Below are 20,039 nucleotides of genomic sequence, written 5' to 3'. Positions count from 1 at the left end.
GCAGTCGAGCAAGCTCGACTCTACGGTTCATGGCAGTCGAGCAAGCTCGACTCTACGGTTCATGGCAGTCGAGCAAGCTCGACGCTACGGCAGCACGTCCGTAGTCCGGCGGCGCGGCATCAACGCTTCGCGCTTATCCGCTTGTCTTGCGCACGGTCAGCGTGGCGCTGGCTTCGCGCCCGCCTTCCAGCTGCAGCTGCAGCGGCACGGCCTGCCCTTCCTTCAGCGCGCCCTTGCCCTGCATCAGCATCAGGTGCAGGCCGCCGGGCTTGAGTTCGGCGCGCGCACCGGGGGCCAACGGCATGCGCTCGATCGCGCGCATGCGGCTGACGCCATCGACAATCGTGGTTTCGTGCAGCGACACATCGGCAAACAGCGCGCTGCCAGCACCGGTGATCACCACCGGCGTGGCACAGCCGTTGTGGATCACCCCATAACCGGCGGTCATGGCCATGGCCGGCGTAGGTGGCAGCCGCGCCCAGCCTTGTTCGAGCGTCACGCAGTCGGCCGCCGATGCTGCGCCCGCACACAGCCACAACAATACGCCAACGAATGGTTTGGTTATCATCGCCTCAGATTCCTGTCCGCAACGAGACCGCAGCATGACGACGCTCATTGAGGTGATCAACCATGGCCCCATCCGCGAACTGCGCCTGGCGCGGCCGCCGGTCAATGCGCTGGACACCGACCTGTGCCGGCAGTTGATCCACGCCATCGAACAGGCCATGGCCGAAGACGCGCACGGCATCGTGCTGTCTGGCAGCGAGCGCATCTTCACCGGCGGCATGGACGTGCCGCACCTGCTGTCCCATGGCGACGACAAGCACAAGCTGCTGGACAGCTGGAACGCGTTCTTCGGTGCGGTGCGTACGCTGGCCGAAAGCCGCATTCCGGTGGTGGCGGCCATTACCGGGCATGCCCCGGCCGGTGGCTGCGTGCTGGCCCTGTGCTGCGATTACCGGGTGATGGCACGCAGTACCGATCCGGCCCGCCCCTATGCCATTGGCCTGAACGAGGTGCAGGTGGGGCTGGTGGCGCCGGAAGGCATCCAGCGCCTGCTGCGCCGCGCCGTGGGCCTGCACCGTTCGGCCATGCTGTTGAGCACCGGCGCGCTGGTGCCGGCCGAACAGGCGCTGCAGATCGGTCTGGTGGATGAGCTGGCCGACGGCGATCTGGTGGTGGCCCGCGCCATCGCCTGGCTGCAGCACCTGCTGAAGCAGCCGCGCCAGCCGATGCTGCTGACCCGCGCCATTGCCCGCGCCGAGCTGCACGAGGCCCTGCACCCGGATCTGATCCAGCTGGACCGTTTCGTGGAAGCCTGGTTTGCGGCGGATGCGCAGAACGCGCTGCAGGCGCTGGTGGCCCGGCTGGGCAAGTAACGCGCCGGGCTGCCGCCCGGCACCCGCAGACGCAACGTCAACGTCAGAAGCCGCTCTGCGTAGGGAGGCGGGGTGGGGCCGGTTGCGGGGGACGGCGCAAGTACGTCCATGTAGCCTCGGTCGCGCCATCCATGGCGCTCACGCCCCCGCAACCGGACCCACCCCGCCTTCGACGATTGGCTGGTTGCCTGTGGTGTGACCCGGGGTCAGAGCCCTTTCGCAAGGCGAAAGGGATCTGACCCCTGAAAGGTATAATCGGTCCCTTCTTCACTGCTGTGGCCGCCCCCTTGAACGACACGCCCGAACCCGTCGTCTCCGAGCTGATCGACCTGCTCACCCTGGAGCGGCTGGAGGACAACCTGTTCCGCGGCCAGAGCCGCGACATCGGTACCAAGTACGTGTTCGGTGGGCAGGTGCTGGGCCAGGCGCTGGCTGCGGCCCAGGCCACGGTGGACAACGGCCGCCACGTGCATTCGCTGCACGCCTACTTCCTGCGCGCCGGCAACATCGACCACCCCATCGTCTACGACGTGGACCGCACCCGCGACGGCGGCAGCTTCTCGGTACGCCGGGTCACGGCCATCCAGCATGGCAAGGTGATCTTCTTCTGCGCGGCCTCGTTCCAGCAGGCCGAACAGGGCGCCGAGCACCAGCACAAGATGCCCGAAGTGCCGCAGCCGGAAGACATCGAACCGAACCGCCCGCTGCCGCCGGAAGTGCTGGCGCGGCTGCCGATCAAGGTGCAGCGCTGGCTCTCGCGCGGCGGCCCGTTCGAGTTCCGCCACGTGTACCCGCGCGATGAACTGAACCCGCCCAAGCGCCCGCCCTACCACCAGGTGTGGCTGCGCTTGAGCGAACCGGTGGGCGATGCACCGGAACTGCACCAGGCCCTGCTGGCCTATGCCTCCGATTTCCACCTGCTGGGCACGGCCACGTTCCCGCACGGCATCAGCTACTACCACCCGCATGTGCAGATGGCTTCGCTGGACCATGCCATCTGGTTCCACCGCCCGTTCCGCGCCGACGACTGGCTGCTGTATTCGCTGGACAGCCCCAGTGCGCAGGATTCGCGCGGGCTGGCGCGCGGCCAGTTCTTCACCCGCGATGGCGTGCTGGTGGCCAGCACCGCACAGGAAGGCCTGATCCGCGTGGTGCCCGACCAGGCCGCCGTTGCTGCCGTGCCGGCCAAGGAGTAAGACGATGCGTCAGATTTTCAGCAGCCAGCGCGTGGAAACCGTGGAAGGCGTGGCCGAGCTGCTGCGCAGCCACGGCATTGAAGTGAAGGTGACCAACGGCCGGTCGTACAAGACCCGCCGCCGTGGCCAGTTCAGCTATACCGACCTGGGCAATGCCCAGGCCTACCCCGCCGTGTGGATCGTGCGCGCCGACGACCAGCCGCGTGCGCGCGACATCCTGCGCGAGGCACGCCTGCTCGACACCACCCGCCGCGACCACCCCACCGCCGAATTCGCCTTCCGCGACGCACCGCAGGAAGGCGGCAGCGGCCGTGGCTGGGCCTGGCGCATCCGCATCGGCCTGCTGGTGGTGATTGCCGCTGTGGCCCTGGTGATCGGCCTGCGCCACCGTGGCGCGCCCGCCCCGGCCACCCCGGCTCCTGCCCCGCAGGCCCAGCCGCAGCCGGCACCGCAGGCCGCGCCGGAAGAGGAAGAAGTGCGGGTCCGCATCCAGCCGTCGACGTAACGCGCAGGTAGCGCCGGGCCATGCCCGGCGAGCGCAGCGGCCTGACAGAAAAGCCGCCGGGCCGTGCCCGGCATGATCGGGCCCCGTCCGGTCACACTTCGCGCGCGGCGGCGTCTTGGGACACAATCCCTGCAGGAGCCGCCGCCATGACGACGTTTGCCGCATCGATCGACCAGACCCTGGAACGCGAGCTGCCCGCCGCTGCCGGCGGCTGCCAGCACGCCTATGGCCGCATCGTGCTGACCTGCCAGAACACCATCACCGCCATCGCCCTGGCCATCACCCGCGACCGCCAGGCCAGCGAGGACATCGCCCAGGAAGCGTTCGTGAAGGGCTGGCAGCAGCTGCACCAGCTGCGCAGCAGCACCAGTTTCCTGCCCTGGCTGCGGCAGATCACCCGCAACCTGGCCCGCGACTGGCTGCGCTCGCAGCGCGGCCGGCCGCTTACCGGCGAAGCCGCCGAAGTGGCACTGGGCATGGCCGCCGACCCGACCCCGGGCGCGCCCGACCGGCTGCAGCGGCTGGAAGAAGAGATCGCCGCCGAAGACATCATTTCCGCCCTGCCCAGCGACAGCCGCGAAGTGCTGCTGCTGTACTACCGCGAAGGGCAACGCTCGCAGCAGGTGGCCGACCTGCTGGGGCTGAGCGATGCGGCCGTGCGCAAGCGCCTGTCGCGCGCGCGTGGCCAGGTGCGCGACGGCCTGCTGCAGCGTTTCGGCGAATTCGCCCGCAGCAGCGCGCCCAGTGCGGCGTTCGCCACGGCCGTGGTATCGATGGTGCTGGTGGCGGCCCCCGGTACCGCCAGCGCGGCGATCCTGCTGAGTGCCGGCGTTGGCATGGGTGGCAGCAAACTGGGCCTGGGCGGGGCCAGCGTGGCCGGCGGCACCGCCATGGGCTCGGTCACCGCCGCGCTGGGCTACCTGCACATGATTCCGGCCAGCACCTGGGGCGCCTTCGCCGGTGGCGTGGCCGGCGGCGTGATCGGCAGCTACCTGGGCGGTCGTTTCCTGCTGTCCTACGCCAAGACAGATGCCGAGCGCGCGCAGGTCTGGCGCTTCGTGCGCATGAACACCTGGACCGCCATGGCCTGCTGCCTGTCGGTGCTGGCAGTGGTGCTGCTGCAGACCCCGACCTGGGTGCATCTGCTGGTGCTGGTGCTCGGCCTGAGCCTGGTGAACTATCAGTGCCTGGGGCCGCTGCAGCGGATCATGGCGCCGCTGATCGCCCGCGATTCGGCGCGGCGTGGGCGCACCGGCACCAATTGGGTGTATGAATCGATGTATGGGCGAACCGGCGTCATCGCCATGAACATCATGGTGCTGGGCGTGGTGCTGTATGCGGTGGCCCATACCGGCGGCCGCTAGGCCCGCAACGCACGACGCCGGCAGTGCGCCGGCGTCGTGGTCGATCAGAACGCGGTGACTCAGCGCTGCGGCTTCGGCGGCATGCCGTCACGCGGGCCACCCGGGCGCGGGCCGCCGTGCATCGGGCCCTTGGCCGCATCGAATTCGGCCTTGCTCAGCTGGCCGTCCTTGTTGGTGTCGGCCGCGGCGAACCAGGCGTCACGATGCTGCTTCATGCGCAGCTCGCGGTCGGCCTTGTCCAGATAGCCATCCTTGTTGACGTCCATCTGGTCGAAGCGCGCGGCCAGGCGCGGATCGGCCTTGGCTTCCTCGCGGCTGATGCGGCCATCCTTGTTCACGTCCAGCTTGGCCATCCACGCATCGGGACCACCATGGCCACCGCGACGGCCATGCTTCCAGCGCGGCAGCTCATCACGCGACAGCTTGCCGTCCTTGTTCTTGTCCAGTTCGTCGAACTTCGCCGCCAGGCGCGGGTTGGCCGCCGCTTCGCTGCGGTCGATCACGCCATCGCCGTTGGTGTCCAGCTTCACCGGGCGCGGTGCCGGCGGGGCCGGGGTGTCGGCGGCCAGCGCGATGCCGGTGGCGGAGGTGCCCAGCAGCAGGGCCAGCAACAGGGGGGTACGGATCATCGGGTCACTCCTGGTAGGGGTTGCGTCGGGGTGATCAGTTCACCCTCGGGGGACAACAACGCCTGTACGCGGCATCGGTTGACGCGTCGGCCGGTTCCGTTCATCCGGCGGACAGTCGCGGCCGATGCGACACACTGGGGCTATGCTGTGCCCATGGCGATACACGGCGACAGAGACGACGAACTGCGGCTGTTTCAGACCGGCGAGCACCCGTGTGGGTACTGGCCAGACCGGGTGGCGCGCGATCTGGTGCTCGATCCGCAGGACCGCCGCCTGGGCGGGCTGTACCCGCTGGCGCTGAGCTGGGGCTTCCGCCGCAGCGGCGATCTGGTCTACCGCCCGCATTGCGCGCAGTGCCACGCCTGCGTGGCCGTGCGCATTCCCGTGGCCCGTTTCGCCGCCGACCGCAGCCAACGCCGCTGCGCGGCGCGCAATGCCGATCTGGAAGTGCGCATCACCGCGGCCATGCCGCGCCAGGACCTGTTCGATCTGTACCACCGCTACCTGGTGCACCGGCATGCCAATGGCGGCATGGATGACCATGGCCCGCACGAATTCGAGCAGTTCCTGATCGGCACCTGGTCGCATACCCGCTTCATGGAAATGCGCCTGCCCGGCCACGACGGCCAGCCCAGCCAGTTGCTGGGCGTGGCGGTGACCGATGTGACCGAGCACGGGCTGTCGGCGGTCTATACCTTCTTCGACCCAGCGCACGCCGCGCGCGGGCTGGGTACCTTCGCAATCCTGCAGCAGATTGAATGGGCCCGCCGCGAAGGCCTGCCGCATGTGTATCTGGGCTACTGGATACGCGAGCACCAGAAGATGGACTACAAGCGCCGGTTCCGCCCGCTGGAGGCCTACGACGGCCGCCGCTGGCACGATTTCGACAAGGAACTGGACGGCCGCTGACAAACCGCTGACACCGGGCCGGGTGCACAATACGGCCCATGAACATGACCCGCCGCCGTCCCCTGATCCTCGCCCTGGCCCTGCTCTGCGGCGCCAGCGCCCCCGCCTTCGCCAAGCCCCCCGCGATGACCGAAACGCCGTCTGCAACGCTGCGCCTGGCCACCTACAACACCTCGCTGTATTCGGACGATGCCGGCGGCCTGATCAAGGAACTGGAAGGCGACAGCGAACATGCCCGCAAGATCGCCGCGGTGCTGCAGCAGGTGCGGCCGGACCTGGTGCTGCTGAACGAATTCGACTTCGACGATGCGCACCGCGCCGCCGATCTGTTCCAGCAGCGCTACCTGGACGTGGCCCAGCCCGGGGGCGGCAAGCCGCTGCACTTCGCCTACCGCTACCTGGCCCCGGTCAACACCGGCGTGCCCAGCGGCCTGGACCTGGACGGCAATGGCACCGTGGGCGGCGAAGGCCGCAGCCGCGGCAACGATGCCTGGGGCTACGGCCTGCACCCGGGCCAGTACGGCATGCTGGTGCTGTCGCGCTACCCGATTGACGAGGCCAAGGTGCGCAGCTTCCAGCTGCTGAAGTGGAGCACGATGCCCGGCGCGATCCGTCCGGTGGATCCGCGTACCGGCAAGAGCTTCTACAGCGATGCCGTGTGGTCGCAGCTGCGCCTGTCCTCGAAGTCGCATTGGGACGTGCCGGTGCAGACCCCGACCGGCGTGGTCCATGCGCTGGTTTCGCACCCGACCCCGCCGGTGTTCGACGGCCCGGAAAAGCGCAATGCCGCGCGCAATCACGACGAACTGCGGCTGTGGCAGGAATACCTGTCGGCCGGCGACAAGCCCTGGCTGTGCGATGACCAGGGCAAGTGCGGCGGCCTGGCCCAGGACGCGCGCTTCGTGATCTTCGGCGATCTGAACAACGACCCGGTCGATGGCGATGGCCGCCACGATGCCATCGTCAACCTGATCGAGAACCCGCGCGTGCTGCGCTACCCCACCCCGCGCAGCGTGGGTGCCGAACAGACCAGCCTGGCCTATGCCGCCAAGGGCATCGTGCGCAAGGGCGCACCGTTCCACGCCACCGGCGATTTCGGCCCGAAGTCGGGCACCATGCGCCTGGACTATGTGCTGCCTTCCACCGGTTTCGAATACGTGGGCAGCGGCGTGTTCTGGCCGGCCAATGAAAGCCCCGAAGCGAAGATTGCCGACGGCAGCGACCACCACCTGGTGTGGGTGGACGTGAAGTAACCCCGGTAGCGCCGGGCCATGCCCGGCGGCCTTTTTCGGTTCGCATCGCGCCGCATGGAAATCCGCCGGGCATGGCCCGGCGCTACCGGCTGCCAAAGCCCTTTGCTAGAGTCGCCAAGGAGCCAAGCAAGGACTGCTGATGTTGAAGAAGAACCTGCTGATCATCGCCGGCGTTGCGGTGGTGATCGCACTGCTGTTCGTCACCAAACAAGGCAAGGCGCTGGACTTCCTGCCCATGGTGCTGATCGGCCTGCTGCCGGCAGCCGTGGCCTGCTGGAAGGGCTATGCCGACCGCTTCGGCACGTGGTGGATGTATGGCTCGGTGCTGTGGCCGGTGGCCATGATCCACGTGACTGTGCTGCCGTGGCGTCGACGCTGACGGCAGCACGCTGCAAGCCGCCGGGCATGGCCCGGCGCCAGCATTTTACGGGCGCAGTTCCACGCCGATCGCTTCGGCTGCATCGCGCGCGATGGCGCGCGCTTCATCAATGCTTTCCGCACGCGCCAGGGTCACGCCCACGCGGCGATGGCCATGCACGCTGGGCTTGCCGAACAGGCGCACGGCGGTATCGGGCACCTGCAGCGCGGCGGCCACGTTGTTGAAGTACGGCACGCCTTCGCCATGGGCCAGCAGCGCGCACGAGGCCGACGGGCCGCTCTGGCGGATGACCGGAATCGGCAGGCCCAGGATCGCGCGCGCATGCAGCGCGAACTCACTCAGTTCCTGCGATACCAGGGTGACCAGACCGGTATCGTGCGGGCGCGGCGACACTTCGCTGAACCACACCTCGTCACCCTTCACGAACAGCTCCACGCCGAACAGGCCCCAGCCGCCCAGATCGTCGGTGATCGCGCGTGAGATCTCTTCGGCACGCGCCAGGGCCTTGTCCGTCATCGGCTGCGGCTGCCAGCTTTCGCGGTAGTCACCGTCTTTCTGCAGGTGGCCGATCGGCGCGCAGAACGAGGTGCCGCCGGCGTGGCGCACGGTCAGCAGGGTGATTTCGTAATCGAAGTCGATGAAGCCCTCAACGATGCAGCGGCCGGCACCGGCACGGCCGCCGGTCTGTGCGTAGTCCCAGGCCGGGGCGATGTCGGCCTCGCTGCGCAGGGTGCTCTGGCCCTTGCCCGAGGAGGACATGACCGGCTTGACCACGCACGGCAGGCCGATGGCGGCCACCGCGGCGCGGTATTCGGCTTCGGTATCCACGAAGCGGTATGGGGAAGTCGGCAGGCCCAGGGTTTCGGCGGCCAGGCGGCGGATGCCTTCGCGGTCCATGGTCAGGCGCGCGGCGCGCGCGGTCGGAATCACCCGCAGGCCCTGCTCCTGTTCCAGCTGCACCAGGGTTTCGGTGTGGATCGCCTCGATTTCCGGCACCACCAGGTGCGGCTGCTCCTGGGCAATCAGCGCGCGCAGGGCCATGGCGTCGAGCATGTCGATCACGTGCGAACGGTGCGCCACCTGCATCGCCGGCGCGTTGGCATAGCGGTCGGCGGCAATCACTTCCACGCCCAGGCGCTGGAGTTCAATGGCCACTTCCTTGCCAAGTTCGCCCGAGCCCAACAGCAGCACACGGGTGGCGGAGGGGGACAGCGGGGTTCCAAGCTTGGCCATGGGGGTTCCAGCAGCGATGTGAAGGCGGGTGGGCATTCTAGCCGGTCCGGCCGGGTCGGCCGACGAACGGCACTTGCGATGTGATATCAATTTGATATCGTTCACTCGAACCCTCAAGGACGTACTGCCATGAAAGAGAAGTCGCTTTCCTCCCTCAACGGTCTGGGTACGCTGGCCGTCTCGCTGCTGGCCGCGCTGGCCGGTGGCGCGCTGTTCGTGCTGGGGGTGGCAGCCAAAGCCAGCACCGGCGCACCGAACCTGCTGATGATGCTGGGCGGCCTGTTGTTGGTCGTCGCCGCGGTGCTGGTGCTGGCCGGCCTGTACACGGTGCAGCCCAACCAGGCGGCGGTGCTGAGCCTGTTCGGCAAGTACGTGGGCACGGTGAAGGACAACGGCCTGCGCTGGAACAACCCCTTCTATTCCAAGCGCCGGGTCAGCCAGCGCGTGCGCAACTTCGAAAGCGGCAAGCTGAAGGTGAACGAGCTTGATGGCAGCCCGATCGAGATTGCCGCGGTGATCGTCTGGCAGGTGGTCGATGCCTCCGAAGCGGTCTACAACGTGGACGACTACGAGAGCTTCGTGCATATCCAGTCCGAATCGGCGCTGCGCGCGATGGCCACCAGCTATCCCTACGACCAGCACGAGGACGGCCAGCTGGCCCTGCGCAGCCACGCCAGCGAGATTTCCCAGCACCTGAAGAACGAACTGGCCGAACGCCTGGCCGACGCCGGCGTGCAGGTGCTGGATGCGCGCATCAGCCACCTGGCCTACGCCGCCGAAATCGCCCAGGCCATGCTGCAGCGCCAGCAGGCCAATGCGGTGATCGCCGCGCGCACGCGCATCGTGGCCGGTGCGGTGGGCATGGTGGAAATGGCCCTGGCCGAACTGCAGAAGAACGGCGTGGTGCAGCTGGACGAGGAACGCAAGGCGCACATGGTAAGCAACCTGCTGACCGTGCTGTGCTCGGACCGCGGCACCCAGCCGATCGTCAACGCCGGTTCGCTGTACTGAGCCACCCTCGCAACGGGGCGCCACCGCGCCCCGCCAGGAGTTCGCATGAGTGAGAAGAAAGCCTATCCGCTGCGCATCAACGCCGACGTGCTGGCTGCGGCGCAACGCTGGGCTGACGACGAGCTGCGCAGCTTGAATGCCCAGATCGAATACGTGCTGCGCGACGCCCTGCGCAAGGCAGGGCGCCTGCCAAAACCCACGCCATCACCCGAGGACAAGGAATGAGCAAGCGCTGGAGCTACCAGACCATTGAAGTGAAGACATCGCTGATGGGCGTGCTGAAGGCCGAGGACATCCAGAACGAACTGACCCGGCAGGGGCTGCTGGGCTGGGAACTGGTGAACGTGATCATTCCCGCGCCGATGCGCCCGGCCATGCTGGTCTTCAAGAAGGAAATCTGACCATGCGCGCCGCGCAAGGGAGCACCGCAATGAATGGCAGCGACCCGCGTTCGTTCGATGTTGCCGAGAGTTCGCCACTGCGCGTGCTGTGGATCCTGCTGCCGCTGCTGATCGTGTTCGCGCTGTGCGTGTGGGCCGAACTGAAGCACGCGCCGGCCGCTGCGCCGTGGATGGAGATCACCCTGGCGCCGCCGTTCTTCCGCCTGTGGGGCAGCGCGGCATGGAGCCTGGCCGTGCTGGTGCTGATCGGCGTGGGCCTGGGCATGGCGTTCTTCCGCCGCCGAGTGGTGATCGATGGCCATGTGCTGGACGTGCGCTCCACGCTGTACCGGCGCCGCACTCCGGTGGCGCAGCTGCAGCTGGAGCAGGCCGAGGTGGTGGACCTGGGCCGCGACGGTCGCTACGGCCTGCGCTACAAGACCAATGGCTATTCGATGCCGGGCTTCTATTCGGGCCACTTCCGCCTGCAGGGCGGCAACAAGGGGTTTGCCCTGGTCACCGACCGCCAGCGCACACTGGTGATTCCGGTGCGCGGCGGCAGCACCCTGCTGCTCAGCCTGGAGCGCCCGCAGGCGCTGCTGGACGCGCTGCAGAAGGTGGCCGCCACCGCGCCACGGCAGTAAGCTGCGGGCATGCACCGTCGCGCCCCCCTGCTGATCAACACCGAGGCCGTGGAACTGTGGCCAGCCGCCCTGCTGCGCGCGCGCAGCAACCTGGATGCACGCCTGCTGGCCCGCGCGCAGTGGGTGCTGCGGCGCAAGCAGGATGGCCGCTACCTGGCCGTGGTGCTGGACCACGGTGTGCACTCCTTGGTACCGAGGCTGCCGCGCGAGCCTGGCGTGGAAGCGGCCCTGGCGCTGCTGGAACAGGCCCGCGCCCGCCCCTTCGCCGCAACGCTGGAAGACCACTGGCTGCCGCTGGCAGGCCTGCAGCAGCGCCTGCAGCAGCTGGGCCTGGATGCGGATGCCTATGCGCAGGACAGCGGATTGCCGCTGGAAGCCGAGCCCTGCCTGCTGCACTTCGCCGGACGCGACCGTTTCGGCCGCCCGCTGTGGCTAGGCCGCGCCGCCGCGCAGGGCTGGCGCCGCATGCGCCTGCACGCCGCGCGCGACGGCGTGGCGCTGGATGCAATTTCTGGTTTCCGCAGCCACGCGTACCAGCTGGGTATTTTCGAACGCAAGCGCGCGCGCGGGCTGAGCGTGGCCGAGATCCTGAAGGTCAATGCCGCGCCGGGCTTCAGCGAACACCACCGCGGCGATGCGCTGGATATCGGCACGCCGGGCGATTCGCCGGCGGAAGAGACCTTTGAAGCAACCGAAGCGTTTGCCTGGCTGCAGGCGCACGCCGGTGGCCACGGGTTCCGGTTGAGCTACCCGCGCGACAACCCGCACGGCATCGTCTACGAGCCGTGGCACTGGTGCTGGGCACGGGCCACCGACTGAGGTAGAGCCGAGCCATGCTCGGCTGCGCTCTCCAAGTCGAGCATGGCTCGACTCTACAAATGCGCTCTTCGAAGTCGAGCATGGCTCGACTCTACAGATGCGCGAAGCCGGCGCTACCTCAGCGCCGCAGCGCGTTGATCGCCAGCAGCACCCAGGCGGCCATCAAGGTGGTGCCGCCCACTGGCGCCAGCCGGGTCGGCCATTGCCACAGCGCGCCGCCCACCAGGCTGCCGGAAAACAGCAGCACGCCCAGCAGCAGCAGGTACAGGCCCAGGTGCGCGATCGCGCCCTGCGCACGCGGGCCCAGTGCCAGCAGTACCGCGCCGTGGGCGAAGGCGTACAGCGCCGCCATGTTCAGGTGCTGCTGCGCCAGCGGGTCGGCCACGCCGTGGGCGGCATAGGCCGACAGGCCGATTGATGCTGCCGCAAGCAATGCGCCCAGGCAGGCCAGCAGTGAAGGTTTACGCGCACGACGTTCGGCAGTGAACATGGTCTTTCCTTGCGCAGGGCCCCGACCACGGGGCACAGATGAAAAAAAAACGCGCCGCAGGAAGCGGCGCGTTTTCGTGTCCAACACTACATGGGTCAGCCGAGGCTTACTTGACGGCCCAGTAGATGTCGTAGGTACCTTCCGGGGTGAACGACTTGTCCACGCCATCCTTCCAGGACTCGTACGGACGATCGATCACTTCCGAACCGTTGGTCACAGCCCAGGCACGCAGTGCGTTGCGGGCGATGTCCAGGCCAGCCATGTGGCCGGTGTAGGCCGCGTGGGCCGAACGGTGCGGGGCAACGCGGACGTACTTCACCGGAGCGCCGCCGTCGATCTTGACGGACAGTTCTTCGGCAGCCGCGCCTTCAGCGCCCTTCTTCTTCACCGGCTGGGCGATGTCAAAGGCGTACTTCTCAGCACCGAAATCGGTGGTGATGACGCGGAACGGGCCGGCGGCTTCCAGGCCATTGGCCTCCATCACGCGCTTGATCCATTCCTGATTGTCCTTGATGGACTTGGTGATGGTGTCCTGGCCGCGATCGACGTTACCGGCATTGACGACCAGCAGGTCTTCGGCCGGCACGTCCACGATGGCCAGATCGGTCAGCGGGGCTTCGGCGGTGCGGTAGTCAACGTTCGGCACGGTGGCCAGCATGTTGGCCATGCGCGACAGACCCATCTTGATGTCGTCGCCGATCTGGCGGCTGACATACAGGCCGGCGTAACGGCCGAACAGGTCGAAGCCGTACTTCACCGAGTAATCCTGGGTGATCTTGACGTTACGACCGCCCTTGCCGGTCGGCTCCAGGGTGAAGGTGGTGACCTTGTCGTGGCCCTTGGTCGGGTCTTCGACGGCGATCACAACGCGCTTGTTTTCTTCCGATTCGGTGATCTTCCAGGAACCGTTACCCAGTTCCTTGGAGGCGAAATCGAGGGTGGCACCCACGCCCGAGGCCGGGCCGGACAGCTTCAGGTCAACGGCGGGATCGCGCAGTACCAGCGGGTTCCAGTCCTTGAAGCGGCGCAGGCTGTTGACCGTGTCGTACACGATCGTCATCTTGCGGTTGGTCTCGATGCTTTCGGTGATGTGACGCTCGCCCGGCAGACATACGCCAATGATGACGAACAGGCCAGCCACGATCCCCAAGGCGATCAGGAACTCGATAATACGGGTCATTCAGAGAGTCTCCGGGGCCGATCCCACGGCCGGGTTGATTGAAGCGAAGCGCCAATCCTAGCAGGCTTCGCAGGCATTGTTTATCGGATTGGCGCACCGGTTTCCGTGCCGGCTGCGTATTTGTATGGACAAAGATTTTGAAGGGTAACGCATCTGGGGCCCCGGCAAGTAGGGGGGCACCCGGCCCCGGGCCTGAAAACACGACCCAAGCCATTGTCCTGAAAGGATTTTAATCAAACCAACTGGAGTTCGAACGCCTTCAGCACTGCGCGGGTGCGGTCGCGCACGCCCAGCTTGGACAGAATGTTCGAGACGTGGTTCTTGATGGTGCCCTCGGCCACGCCCAGCGAGTTGGCGATTTCCTTGTTGGAGAAACCGCTGGCCATCAGCCGCAGGATCTCCGTCTCACGGTCGGTGAGCGGGTCCGGCCGGTCCAGGCTGACGAAATCATTGCGCATGTGCTCCAGCCCGGACAGCAGGCGCTGGGTCACCGCCGGCTGCACCAGCGAGCCGCCGTCGGCCACGGTACGGATGGCCCCCACCAGCTGTTCCAGGGTCACATCCTTCAGCAGATAGCCCTTGGCGCCGGCCTTCAGCCCGGCCAGCACCAGCTGGTCATCGTCGAAGGTGGTCAGGATGATGGTCGGCGGCAGCTGTTCCTGCCGCGACAGCACCTGCAGGGCTTCCAGGCCGGACATCACCGGCATGCGCATGTCCATCAGCACCACGTCCGGGCGCACCTGCGGCACCAGCTCGACCGCCTGCCGGCCGTCGGCCGCCTCGGCCACCACTTCAATGCCATCGTCGAGCGCCAGCAGGGAGCGGATTCCCTGCCGCACCAGGGTTTGGTCATCGACCAGGCAGACGCGAATCATCACCGTACTCCTTCAGGAACCTGGGTAAGTGCGGCCAGCACCGTGGCCGGTACCGTGGCACGCAGGCGGAAGCCGTCGCCAGGGCGGGTCTCCACCTGCAGCTGGCCCCCACATTGTTGCAGGCGCTCGCGCATGCCGCGCAAGCCGTTGCCTGCATTGACCATTTCCGCGCCGACGCCGTCGTCGCGGGCTTCCACCACCACCTGCCCCGGCACTTCGCGGTAGACCCGGATCCACAGGTGGCGGGCGTGGGCGTGGCGCACCGTGTTGGTGATGATTTCCTGGGTGCAGCGCAGCAGCACGTGGGCCCGCTGCGGGTCCTCCACGTTCAGCGGCTCCTCCACCTCCAGCTGGATGTCCAGCGAGGGCACGTTCTCGGTCAGCGGGCGCAGGGCGGCGGCCAGGTCGATGGCGCCGGTCTCGCGCAGCTGGCTGACCACTTCGCGCACATTGCCCAGCAGCAGCTTGGCCAGGGTGTGCGAGCGCTTCACGTGTTCCAGCGCCTTGCCCTCGGCCAGGTGCCCGGCCACTTCCAGGTTCAGGGTGAGCGCGGTCAGCTGGTGGCCCAGCACGTCGTGCAGTTCGCGGGAAATGCGCGTGCGCTCGTTCACCCGCGCACTTTCGGCCAACAGGGCGCGGGTGGCGCGCAGTTCGGCATTCAGGCGGCGCTGCTCGTCGCGCGCTTCTGCCTGGCGCCGCGCCACCAGCGCGATGACGAACACGAAGCTGGAAAAGCCCATGTAGCCCATCGCCTGCAGCACAGCGATGACCGGCGGGAAGCCCAGCGGCTTGATATAGACCGGCAGCACGGCCAGGTTGCTGGCCACCAGCCAGACCACGCCGATGCGCGGGCCCAGCAGCCAGGGCAGCAGCCCGGCCACCACCATCAGCAGGATGCTGCCCAGCGCGGTGCCGGAGAAATAGCTGACGCCGATGGCGCAGGCGGTGAGCAGGATCAGCGCGGCGTGGTCGAAAAAGCCGGGCCCACTTTCGCCCAGGTCGCGGGTCAGTCCCCAGTACACCACGCCGAAGGCCAGGTAGGCCGAGGCCCACGGAATGACCCGGTAGCCGGCTTCGCCATCCAGGCTTTCCAGGGTAAGCGAGACCGGATCGATCAGGTAGATCGCCAGCCATAGGCCAACGGTGCCCCAGGTGAACAACCCGGAGTAGCGCAGCATCGCATTGTGGTTCAGTCGGGCCAGCATGGCCCATCGTAGCCTGTGCGCGGCCTGCCCCAAGGGCATAAAGTCATGCTTGCCCCTGACCCCTGTTCATGCCGCAGCCCACCCCGGGCATGCAATAATCGTGCGCAGGGTCCGTTCGCAGGACCAACCGCGTTACCCCACGGAGTCACAATGTCGATTGTCATCCGCGACGTGCGCGAGCACGAGCTCGATTCCGTCCTGGCGTTGAACAACAATGCTGGCCTGGCCATCCTTCCGCTGGATGCGGCCCGGCTGCACCTGTTCTACGAAACCGCTGAATATTTCCGCGTCGCCGAGCGCGACGGCAACCTGGCCGGCTTCCTGATCGGCTTCGGCAGCGACAGCCAGCACGACAGCAGCAATTTCGCCTGGTTCAAGCAGCAGCTGGACACCCCCTTCTTCTATATCGACCGCATCGTGGTCGCCAGCCGCCGCCGCGGCGGTGGCGTCGGCCGTGCGTTCTATGCCGATGCGCAGAGCTTTGCCGAACTGCGCTACCCGCAGATGACCTGCGAGGTGTTCCTGGACCACGGCGCCGATGCCGCCCTGCTCTTCCACGGCAGCTTCGGCTTCCGCGAGCTGGGCCAGAACACCATGCCGCACGTGGATGTGCGCGCCAGCATGCTGGCCAAGGAGCTGTGCAGCTACCCCTGGGTGCAGGACGCCTACGGCGGCAAGCTGCCCGATGTAGCGTGGGCGCGCGACCGGCAGCTGCCGGCGCAGGCACAGCGGCCGACGGGGACCTGAGCGTGGCGGTGAATTTTGATTACGAACAGGCCGGTGAACTGAAGATCGGCCAGGTGGGCATTGCCAACCTGCGCATCCGTACCCTTGATGTCGAACGCCTCGTGCAGGAAATGCAGGAGCGGGTGACCCGTGCGCCGAAGCTGTTCGGCCGCGCCGCGGTCATCCTCGATTTCGGCGGCCTGAGCCAGGTGCCGGACGTGGCCACCGCGCAGGCGCTGGTGGATGGCCTGCGCAGCGCCGGCGTGCTGCCGGTGGCGCTGGCCTACGGCACCACGGCCATCGATCTGCTGTCGCAGCAGCTGGGCCTGCCGTTGCTGGCCAAGTTCCGCGCCCAGTACGAACGCGCCGAGGCCGAGCCGGCCCCGCCGCCGCCGCCGCCGCCGCCGGCCGAACCACGCCGCACCGCCAAGGCCGAAGCCAAGCCCGCCCCGGCCACGCCGGTGGGCAAGGCCGCCGACGCCGCCGCGCCGCAGCCGGGCCGCATGCAGCTGGGCAACGTGCGTTCGGGCCAGCAGCTGTACGCGGAAAACTGCGACCTGACCGTCATGGCCACCGTTGGCGCAGGCGCCGAAGTGATTGCCGACGGCAGCATCCATATCTACGGCACCCTGCGCGGCCGCGCGCTGGCAGGGGCCCAGGGCAACACCGCGGCACGCATCTTCTGCCGCGATTTCCATGCAGAACTGGTCGCCATTGCGGGCCATTACAAGGTACTGGACGATGTGCCGGACAACCTGCGCGGCAAGGCCGTGCAGGTGTGGCTGGAACAGGACCAGATCAAGATTGCTGCGCTGGACTGACGCAGCACCCAAACAGAATCATCAGGAGAAGTCCTTTGGCTGAAATCATCGTAGTCACCTCCGGCAAGGGCGGCGTCGGCAAGACCACTTCCAGCGCGAGCCTGGCCTGCGGCCTGGCACGGCGCGGCAAGAAGGTGGCCGTGATCGACTTCGACGTCGGCCTGCGCAACCTCGACCTGATCATGGGTTGCGAACGCCGCGTGGTGTACGACTTCGTGAACGTCGTGCACGGCGAAGCCTCCCTGAAGCAGGCCCTGATCAAGGACAAGCGCTTTGACAACCTGTACGTGCTGGCCGCGTCGCAGACCCGCGACAAGGATGCACTGACCCAGGAAGGCGTGGGCAAGGTACTGAAGGACCTGGCCGCCGACGGCTTCGACTACATCATCTGCGACTCGCCGGCGGGCATCGAAAAGGGCGCGTTCCTGGCCATGTACTTCGCCGACCGCGCGGTGGTGGTGGTGAACCCGGAAGTGTCCTCGGTGCGCGACTCCGACCGCATCATCGGCCTGCTGGATTCGAAGACCCACAAGGCCGAATCGGGCCAGAACGTGCCGGCCTTCCTGCTGCTGACCCGCTACACCCCGGTGCGCGTGGAAAGCGGCGAAATGCTCAGCATTGCCGACGTGGAAGAAGTGCTGGGCCTGAAGGCCATTGGCGTGATCCCCGAATCGGGCGACGTGCTCAACGCATCCAACAAGGGCGAACCGGTGATCCTGGATGTCGAATCCGCCGCCGGCCAGGCCTACGACGATGCCGTCGCGCGCATCCTGGGCGAAGAACGCCCGATGCGCTTCACCAGCGTCGAGAAGAAGGGCTTCTTCAGCAAGCTGTTCGGAGGGTAAGCATGGGCCTGTTTGATTTCCTCAAAGCGAAGAAGACCACCGCCGAAACCGCCAAGAACCGCCTGCAGATCATCATCGCGCAGGAACGCAGCCACCGCGGTGGCCCGGACTACCTGCCGCTGCTGCAGCGCGAGCTGCTGGAAGTGATCAAGAAGTACGTGAACATCGACGTCGATGCGGTGAAGGTCGACCTGGTGAAGGATGGCCAGCACGACGTGCTGGATATTTCCGTGGCGCTGCCTGAAGGCCCGGACAAGCCCTGACCCCCTGCCCCGCCCGTGCCTGCATGGGCGGGGCTGTGTGACCCCGCATGACCGACACTACACCCGAACCGAACGTGACCCGCGTTGGCGACATCGCCTTCGCCGATGCGCAGCAGCTGCTGTCCGCGCATGGCCTGCGGCTGCACCACGTGCCCGCCGGCGAAGCCATTCCTGGCAGCTACTGGGGTGAACCCGAGGCCGGCATCATCGCCAGCAACGTGTATGTGCGCGACGACACGCCGGTGCACTCGATGCTGCACGAAGCCTGCCACCTGATCGTGCTGCCGCCGGAACGGCGTGCGCAGGTGCACACCGACGCCACCGATTCGGTGCCCGAGGAAGATGCCACCTGCTACCTGCAGATCGTGCTGGCCGGGCAGCTGCCCGGCGTGGGCAGCGCGCGGCTGATGGCCGACATGGATGCGTGGGGGTATACGTACCGGTTGGGGTCTACCCAAGCGTGGTTCGAGCAGGACGCCGAAGATGCGAAGGCGTGGTTGATCGAACGCGGGTTGCCGGTGGCGTAACCGCCGTGAACCGGGGTCAGGTGGCCAGCGCGCGCAGGGTGATGCCGACCACATAGGCCAGATACGTGCCAGTCGCATAGCCCATCGTGCCCAGCAGCACGCCCACCGGCGCCAGTGCCGGATGGAACGCGGCGGCCACCACCGGTGCCGAGGCCGGGCCGCCGATGTTCGACTGCGAACCGATGGCGAAGTAGAAGAACGGCACCTTCAGCAGCTTGCCCAGGCACCACAGCAGGCCGATGTGCACGGCGATCCAGATCAGCCCCAGCAGGAACAGCCACGGCCGGTCCAGCAGCGCCAGCAGGTCCATCTGCATGCCGATGCAGGCAATCAGGAAGTACAGCAGCAGCGAGCCCAGCCGCGAGGCGCCCGCGCCTTCCAGCGTGCGCGCACGGGTGAAGCTGAGCCCCAGGCCCAGCGTGGTGGACAGCACCACCACCCACACGAACGGTGCGTCCAGGCTGAACTGCGCGGCCCAGCTGACGTTGGCCTTGAACCAGGCCGCCAACGGCGCGCCGATGGCATGGGCCAGGCCCACACCACCGAAGGCCACCGCCACGATCAGCATCAGGTCGGTCAGGCTGGGAATGCGCTCGTGCTCGGCCTGGAAGCGCGCGATGCGCTCCTTCAGTTCATCGATGGCCGAGGTATCGGCGCCACTGCGCGCATCGATCTTCGCCGCGCGCCCGGCCAGGAAGATCAGCGCGGCCATCCACACATAGCCCACGCCTACATCGACCACCGCGAACTGACCGAAGGTGGTGGCGTTGACGTCGAATACTTCGCGCATGGCCAGCATGTTGGCGCCGCCGCCAATCCAGCTGCCCGCCAAGGCGGCCATGCCGGCCCAGGTATCGCCGGCCACCGTATCGGGATGGATCGCACGCATCACCAGGAAGGCCACCACCGCGCCGAGCATGATGCTGGCCGAGGCGCCCAGGTACATCAGCACCAGCTTCGGGCCCAGCCGCAGGATGCCCTTGATGTCCACCGCCAGGGTAAGCAGGATCAGCGCCGCCGGCAGCAGGATGTCGCGCGCCACCGGGTTGTAGAGCTTGGTGTTCTGCCCGTCGATCAGGCCGACGGTGTTGTAGATGCCCGGCAGCAGATAGCACAGCAGCAACGCTGGCACGAAGGTGTAGAAGCGCTTCCACAGCCCCTGCTCGCGCGAGGCGGTCCAGAACACGGCGCCGAGGGTGGCGGCGATCAAACCGAAGACGACGATGTCGTTCTGGATCATGCAGGCGCTCTGGGTGCGGGGTCGGATCCCTTTCGCAATGCGAAAGGGCTCTGACCCCAGGGCGAAGGTGTGCCGACCAACGGTCGGCACCTACCGGCGGGAAAAGAAGCGGCCCCCCCCAGGGGGGGGGGGCGGCCAGCAGTTGGCGGTGTGGAGGGTGAGCCCC

The 20,039-nt window shown here is 67.4% G+C and carries 25 protein-coding genes; 17 read left to right on the top strand and 8 right to left on the bottom strand.

Translation table 11 applies throughout. The features are described 5' to 3' along the window. Positions 1-133 precede the first annotated feature (133 nt). Complete coding sequence (locus IAE58_RS15305; protein ID WP_199934151.1) at positions 134-568, bottom strand: copper chaperone PCu(A)C; 435 nt, start codon at positions 566-568, stop codon at positions 134-136. Between the two features lie 34 nt (positions 569-602). Between IAE58_RS15305 and IAE58_RS15300 the strand changes: the two genes are divergently transcribed. The 4 genes from IAE58_RS15300 (at position 603) to IAE58_RS15285 (ending at position 4,444) form a co-directional block, all read left to right on the top strand. Continuing rightward, positions 603-1,379, top strand: a complete 777-nt coding sequence (locus tag IAE58_RS15300; protein ID WP_108748937.1) for an enoyl-CoA hydratase/isomerase family protein — start codon at positions 603-605, stop codon at positions 1,377-1,379. 287 nt (positions 1,380-1,666) lie between these two features. Continuing rightward, positions 1,667-2,575, top strand: coding sequence for an acyl-CoA thioesterase II (gene tesB / locus IAE58_RS15295; RefSeq protein WP_108748936.1), 909 nt, complete (start codon positions 1,667-1,669; stop codon positions 2,573-2,575). 4 nt (positions 2,576-2,579) lie between these two features. Continuing rightward, positions 2,580-3,080 (top strand): pathogenicity-like protein, encoded by a 501-nt coding sequence (locus tag IAE58_RS15290; RefSeq protein WP_199934150.1) that lies wholly within the window; start codon positions 2,580-2,582, stop codon positions 3,078-3,080. 146 nt (positions 3,081-3,226) lie between these two features. Continuing rightward, on the top strand, positions 3,227-4,444 hold the full coding sequence (locus tag IAE58_RS15285) for a sigma-70 family RNA polymerase sigma factor (protein ID WP_199934149.1): 1,218 nt from the start codon (positions 3,227-3,229) through the stop codon (positions 4,442-4,444). 59 nt (positions 4,445-4,503) lie between these two features. On the opposite strand, the gene IAE58_RS15280 is transcribed toward IAE58_RS15285, so the two are convergent. Next, positions 4,504-5,073, bottom strand: a complete 570-nt coding sequence (locus IAE58_RS15280; RefSeq protein WP_108761504.1) for an EF-hand domain-containing protein — start codon at positions 5,071-5,073, stop codon at positions 4,504-4,506. A gap of 153 nt (positions 5,074-5,226) precedes the next feature. Here IAE58_RS15280 and IAE58_RS15275 point away from each other — a divergent pair, with 153 nt between their 5' ends. The 3 genes from IAE58_RS15275 (at position 5,227) to IAE58_RS15265 (ending at position 7,614) form a co-directional block, all read left to right on the top strand. Beyond that, complete coding sequence (locus IAE58_RS15275) at positions 5,227-5,982, top strand: arginyltransferase (protein WP_108752478.1); 756 nt, start codon at positions 5,227-5,229, stop codon at positions 5,980-5,982. Positions 5,983-6,020: 38 nt separating this feature from the next. Next, complete coding sequence (locus IAE58_RS15270) at positions 6,021-7,235, top strand: endonuclease/exonuclease/phosphatase family protein (RefSeq protein WP_199934148.1); 1,215 nt, start codon at positions 6,021-6,023, stop codon at positions 7,233-7,235. Between the two features lie 139 nt (positions 7,236-7,374). Beyond that, a complete protein-coding gene (locus IAE58_RS15265) occupies positions 7,375-7,614 on the top strand; it encodes a hypothetical protein (protein ID WP_108761501.1) in 240 nt (79 codons plus the stop codon). Positions 7,615-7,659: 45 nt separating this feature from the next. Here the strand turns inward: IAE58_RS15265 and purT are convergent, their stop codons facing one another. Further along, a complete protein-coding gene (gene purT / locus IAE58_RS15260) occupies positions 7,660-8,847 on the bottom strand; it encodes a formate-dependent phosphoribosylglycinamide formyltransferase (protein WP_199934147.1) in 1,188 nt (395 codons plus the stop codon). Between the two features lie 129 nt (positions 8,848-8,976). On the opposite strand from purT, the gene IAE58_RS15255 reads away from it, so the two are divergent. From IAE58_RS15255 to IAE58_RS15235, 5 genes are read left to right on the top strand one after another with little or no spacing between them, the layout of a single operon-like run. Further along, on the top strand, positions 8,977-9,858 hold the full coding sequence (locus IAE58_RS15255; protein WP_108748929.1) for an SPFH domain-containing protein: 882 nt from the start codon (positions 8,977-8,979) through the stop codon (positions 9,856-9,858). Positions 9,859-9,903: 45 nt separating this feature from the next. Then, positions 9,904-10,083, top strand: a complete 180-nt coding sequence (locus tag IAE58_RS15250; protein ID WP_100439285.1) for an Arc family DNA binding domain-containing protein — start codon at positions 9,904-9,906, stop codon at positions 10,081-10,083. After that, positions 10,080-10,259 carry a DUF4177 domain-containing protein gene (locus IAE58_RS15245; RefSeq protein WP_108748928.1) on the top strand — a complete coding sequence of 60 codons (180 nt, stop codon included), beginning with the start codon at positions 10,080-10,082 and terminating at the stop codon, positions 10,257-10,259. The genes IAE58_RS15250 and IAE58_RS15245 overlap by 4 nt, the downstream gene beginning before the upstream one ends. A gap of 29 nt (positions 10,260-10,288) precedes the next feature. Next, positions 10,289-10,882 carry a hypothetical protein gene (locus IAE58_RS15240; protein ID WP_199934146.1) on the top strand — a complete coding sequence of 198 codons (594 nt, stop codon included), beginning with the start codon at positions 10,289-10,291 and terminating at the stop codon, positions 10,880-10,882. Positions 10,883-10,891: 9 nt separating this feature from the next. Then, a complete protein-coding gene (locus tag IAE58_RS15235; RefSeq protein ID WP_199934145.1) occupies positions 10,892-11,701 on the top strand; it encodes a M15 family metallopeptidase in 810 nt (269 codons plus the stop codon). A 118-nt stretch (positions 11,702-11,819) separates the two neighbouring features. Here the strand turns inward: IAE58_RS15235 and IAE58_RS15230 are convergent, their stop codons facing one another. The 4 genes from IAE58_RS15230 to IAE58_RS15215 form a co-directional block, all read right to left on the bottom strand. Continuing rightward, complete coding sequence (locus tag IAE58_RS15230) at positions 11,820-12,191, bottom strand: DUF423 domain-containing protein (protein WP_108748927.1); 372 nt, start codon at positions 12,189-12,191, stop codon at positions 11,820-11,822. Positions 12,192-12,297: 106 nt separating this feature from the next. Beyond that, positions 12,298-13,371 (bottom strand): SRPBCC family protein, encoded by a 1,074-nt coding sequence (locus tag IAE58_RS15225; protein ID WP_199934144.1) that lies wholly within the window; start codon positions 13,369-13,371, stop codon positions 12,298-12,300. A gap of 233 nt (positions 13,372-13,604) precedes the next feature. Continuing rightward, positions 13,605-14,246 carry a response regulator transcription factor gene (locus IAE58_RS15220; protein ID WP_108748925.1) on the bottom strand — a complete coding sequence of 214 codons (642 nt, stop codon included), beginning with the start codon at positions 14,244-14,246 and terminating at the stop codon, positions 13,605-13,607. Next, positions 14,246-15,451 carry a sensor histidine kinase gene (locus tag IAE58_RS15215; RefSeq protein WP_108752472.1) on the bottom strand — a complete coding sequence of 402 codons (1,206 nt, stop codon included), beginning with the start codon at positions 15,449-15,451 and terminating at the stop codon, positions 14,246-14,248. The genes IAE58_RS15220 and IAE58_RS15215 overlap by 1 nt, the downstream gene beginning before the upstream one ends. A 150-nt stretch (positions 15,452-15,601) precedes the next feature. Between IAE58_RS15215 and IAE58_RS15210 the strand changes: the two genes are divergently transcribed. From IAE58_RS15210 to IAE58_RS15190, 5 genes are read left to right on the top strand one after another with little or no spacing between them, the layout of a single operon-like run. Beyond that, positions 15,602-16,198 carry a GNAT family N-acetyltransferase gene (locus IAE58_RS15210; protein ID WP_199934143.1) on the top strand — a complete coding sequence of 199 codons (597 nt, stop codon included), beginning with the start codon at positions 15,602-15,604 and terminating at the stop codon, positions 16,196-16,198. Positions 16,199-16,200: 2 nt separating this feature from the next. Beyond that, on the top strand, positions 16,201-16,998 hold the full coding sequence (gene minC, locus IAE58_RS15205) for a septum site-determining protein MinC (RefSeq protein ID WP_199934142.1): 798 nt from the start codon (positions 16,201-16,203) through the stop codon (positions 16,996-16,998). A 35-nt stretch (positions 16,999-17,033) separates the two neighbouring features. After that, entirely contained in the window at positions 17,034-17,843 is an 810-nt protein-coding gene (minD, locus tag IAE58_RS15200) for a septum site-determining protein MinD (RefSeq protein ID WP_199934141.1), read from the top strand. A 2-nt stretch (positions 17,844-17,845) separates the two neighbouring features. Beyond that, complete coding sequence (gene minE / locus IAE58_RS15195) at positions 17,846-18,106, top strand: cell division topological specificity factor MinE (RefSeq protein ID WP_005408532.1); 261 nt, start codon at positions 17,846-17,848, stop codon at positions 18,104-18,106. Between the two features lie 47 nt (positions 18,107-18,153). Further along, on the top strand, positions 18,154-18,633 hold the full coding sequence (locus IAE58_RS15190; RefSeq protein ID WP_199934140.1) for a hypothetical protein: 480 nt from the start codon (positions 18,154-18,156) through the stop codon (positions 18,631-18,633). A gap of 16 nt (positions 18,634-18,649) precedes the next feature. On the opposite strand, the gene IAE58_RS15185 is transcribed toward IAE58_RS15190, so the two are convergent. Further along, positions 18,650-19,873 carry a DUF819 family protein gene (locus tag IAE58_RS15185; RefSeq protein WP_108755673.1) on the bottom strand — a complete coding sequence of 408 codons (1,224 nt, stop codon included), beginning with the start codon at positions 19,871-19,873 and terminating at the stop codon, positions 18,650-18,652. Positions 19,874-20,039: the final 166 nt, after the last annotated feature.

This window comes from Stenotrophomonas sp. S49, assembly GCF_016624905.1.
Classification (GTDB): Bacteria; Pseudomonadota; Gammaproteobacteria; order Xanthomonadales; family Xanthomonadaceae; genus Stenotrophomonas.
This window is presented reverse-complemented; position numbering and strand designations above follow the sequence as displayed.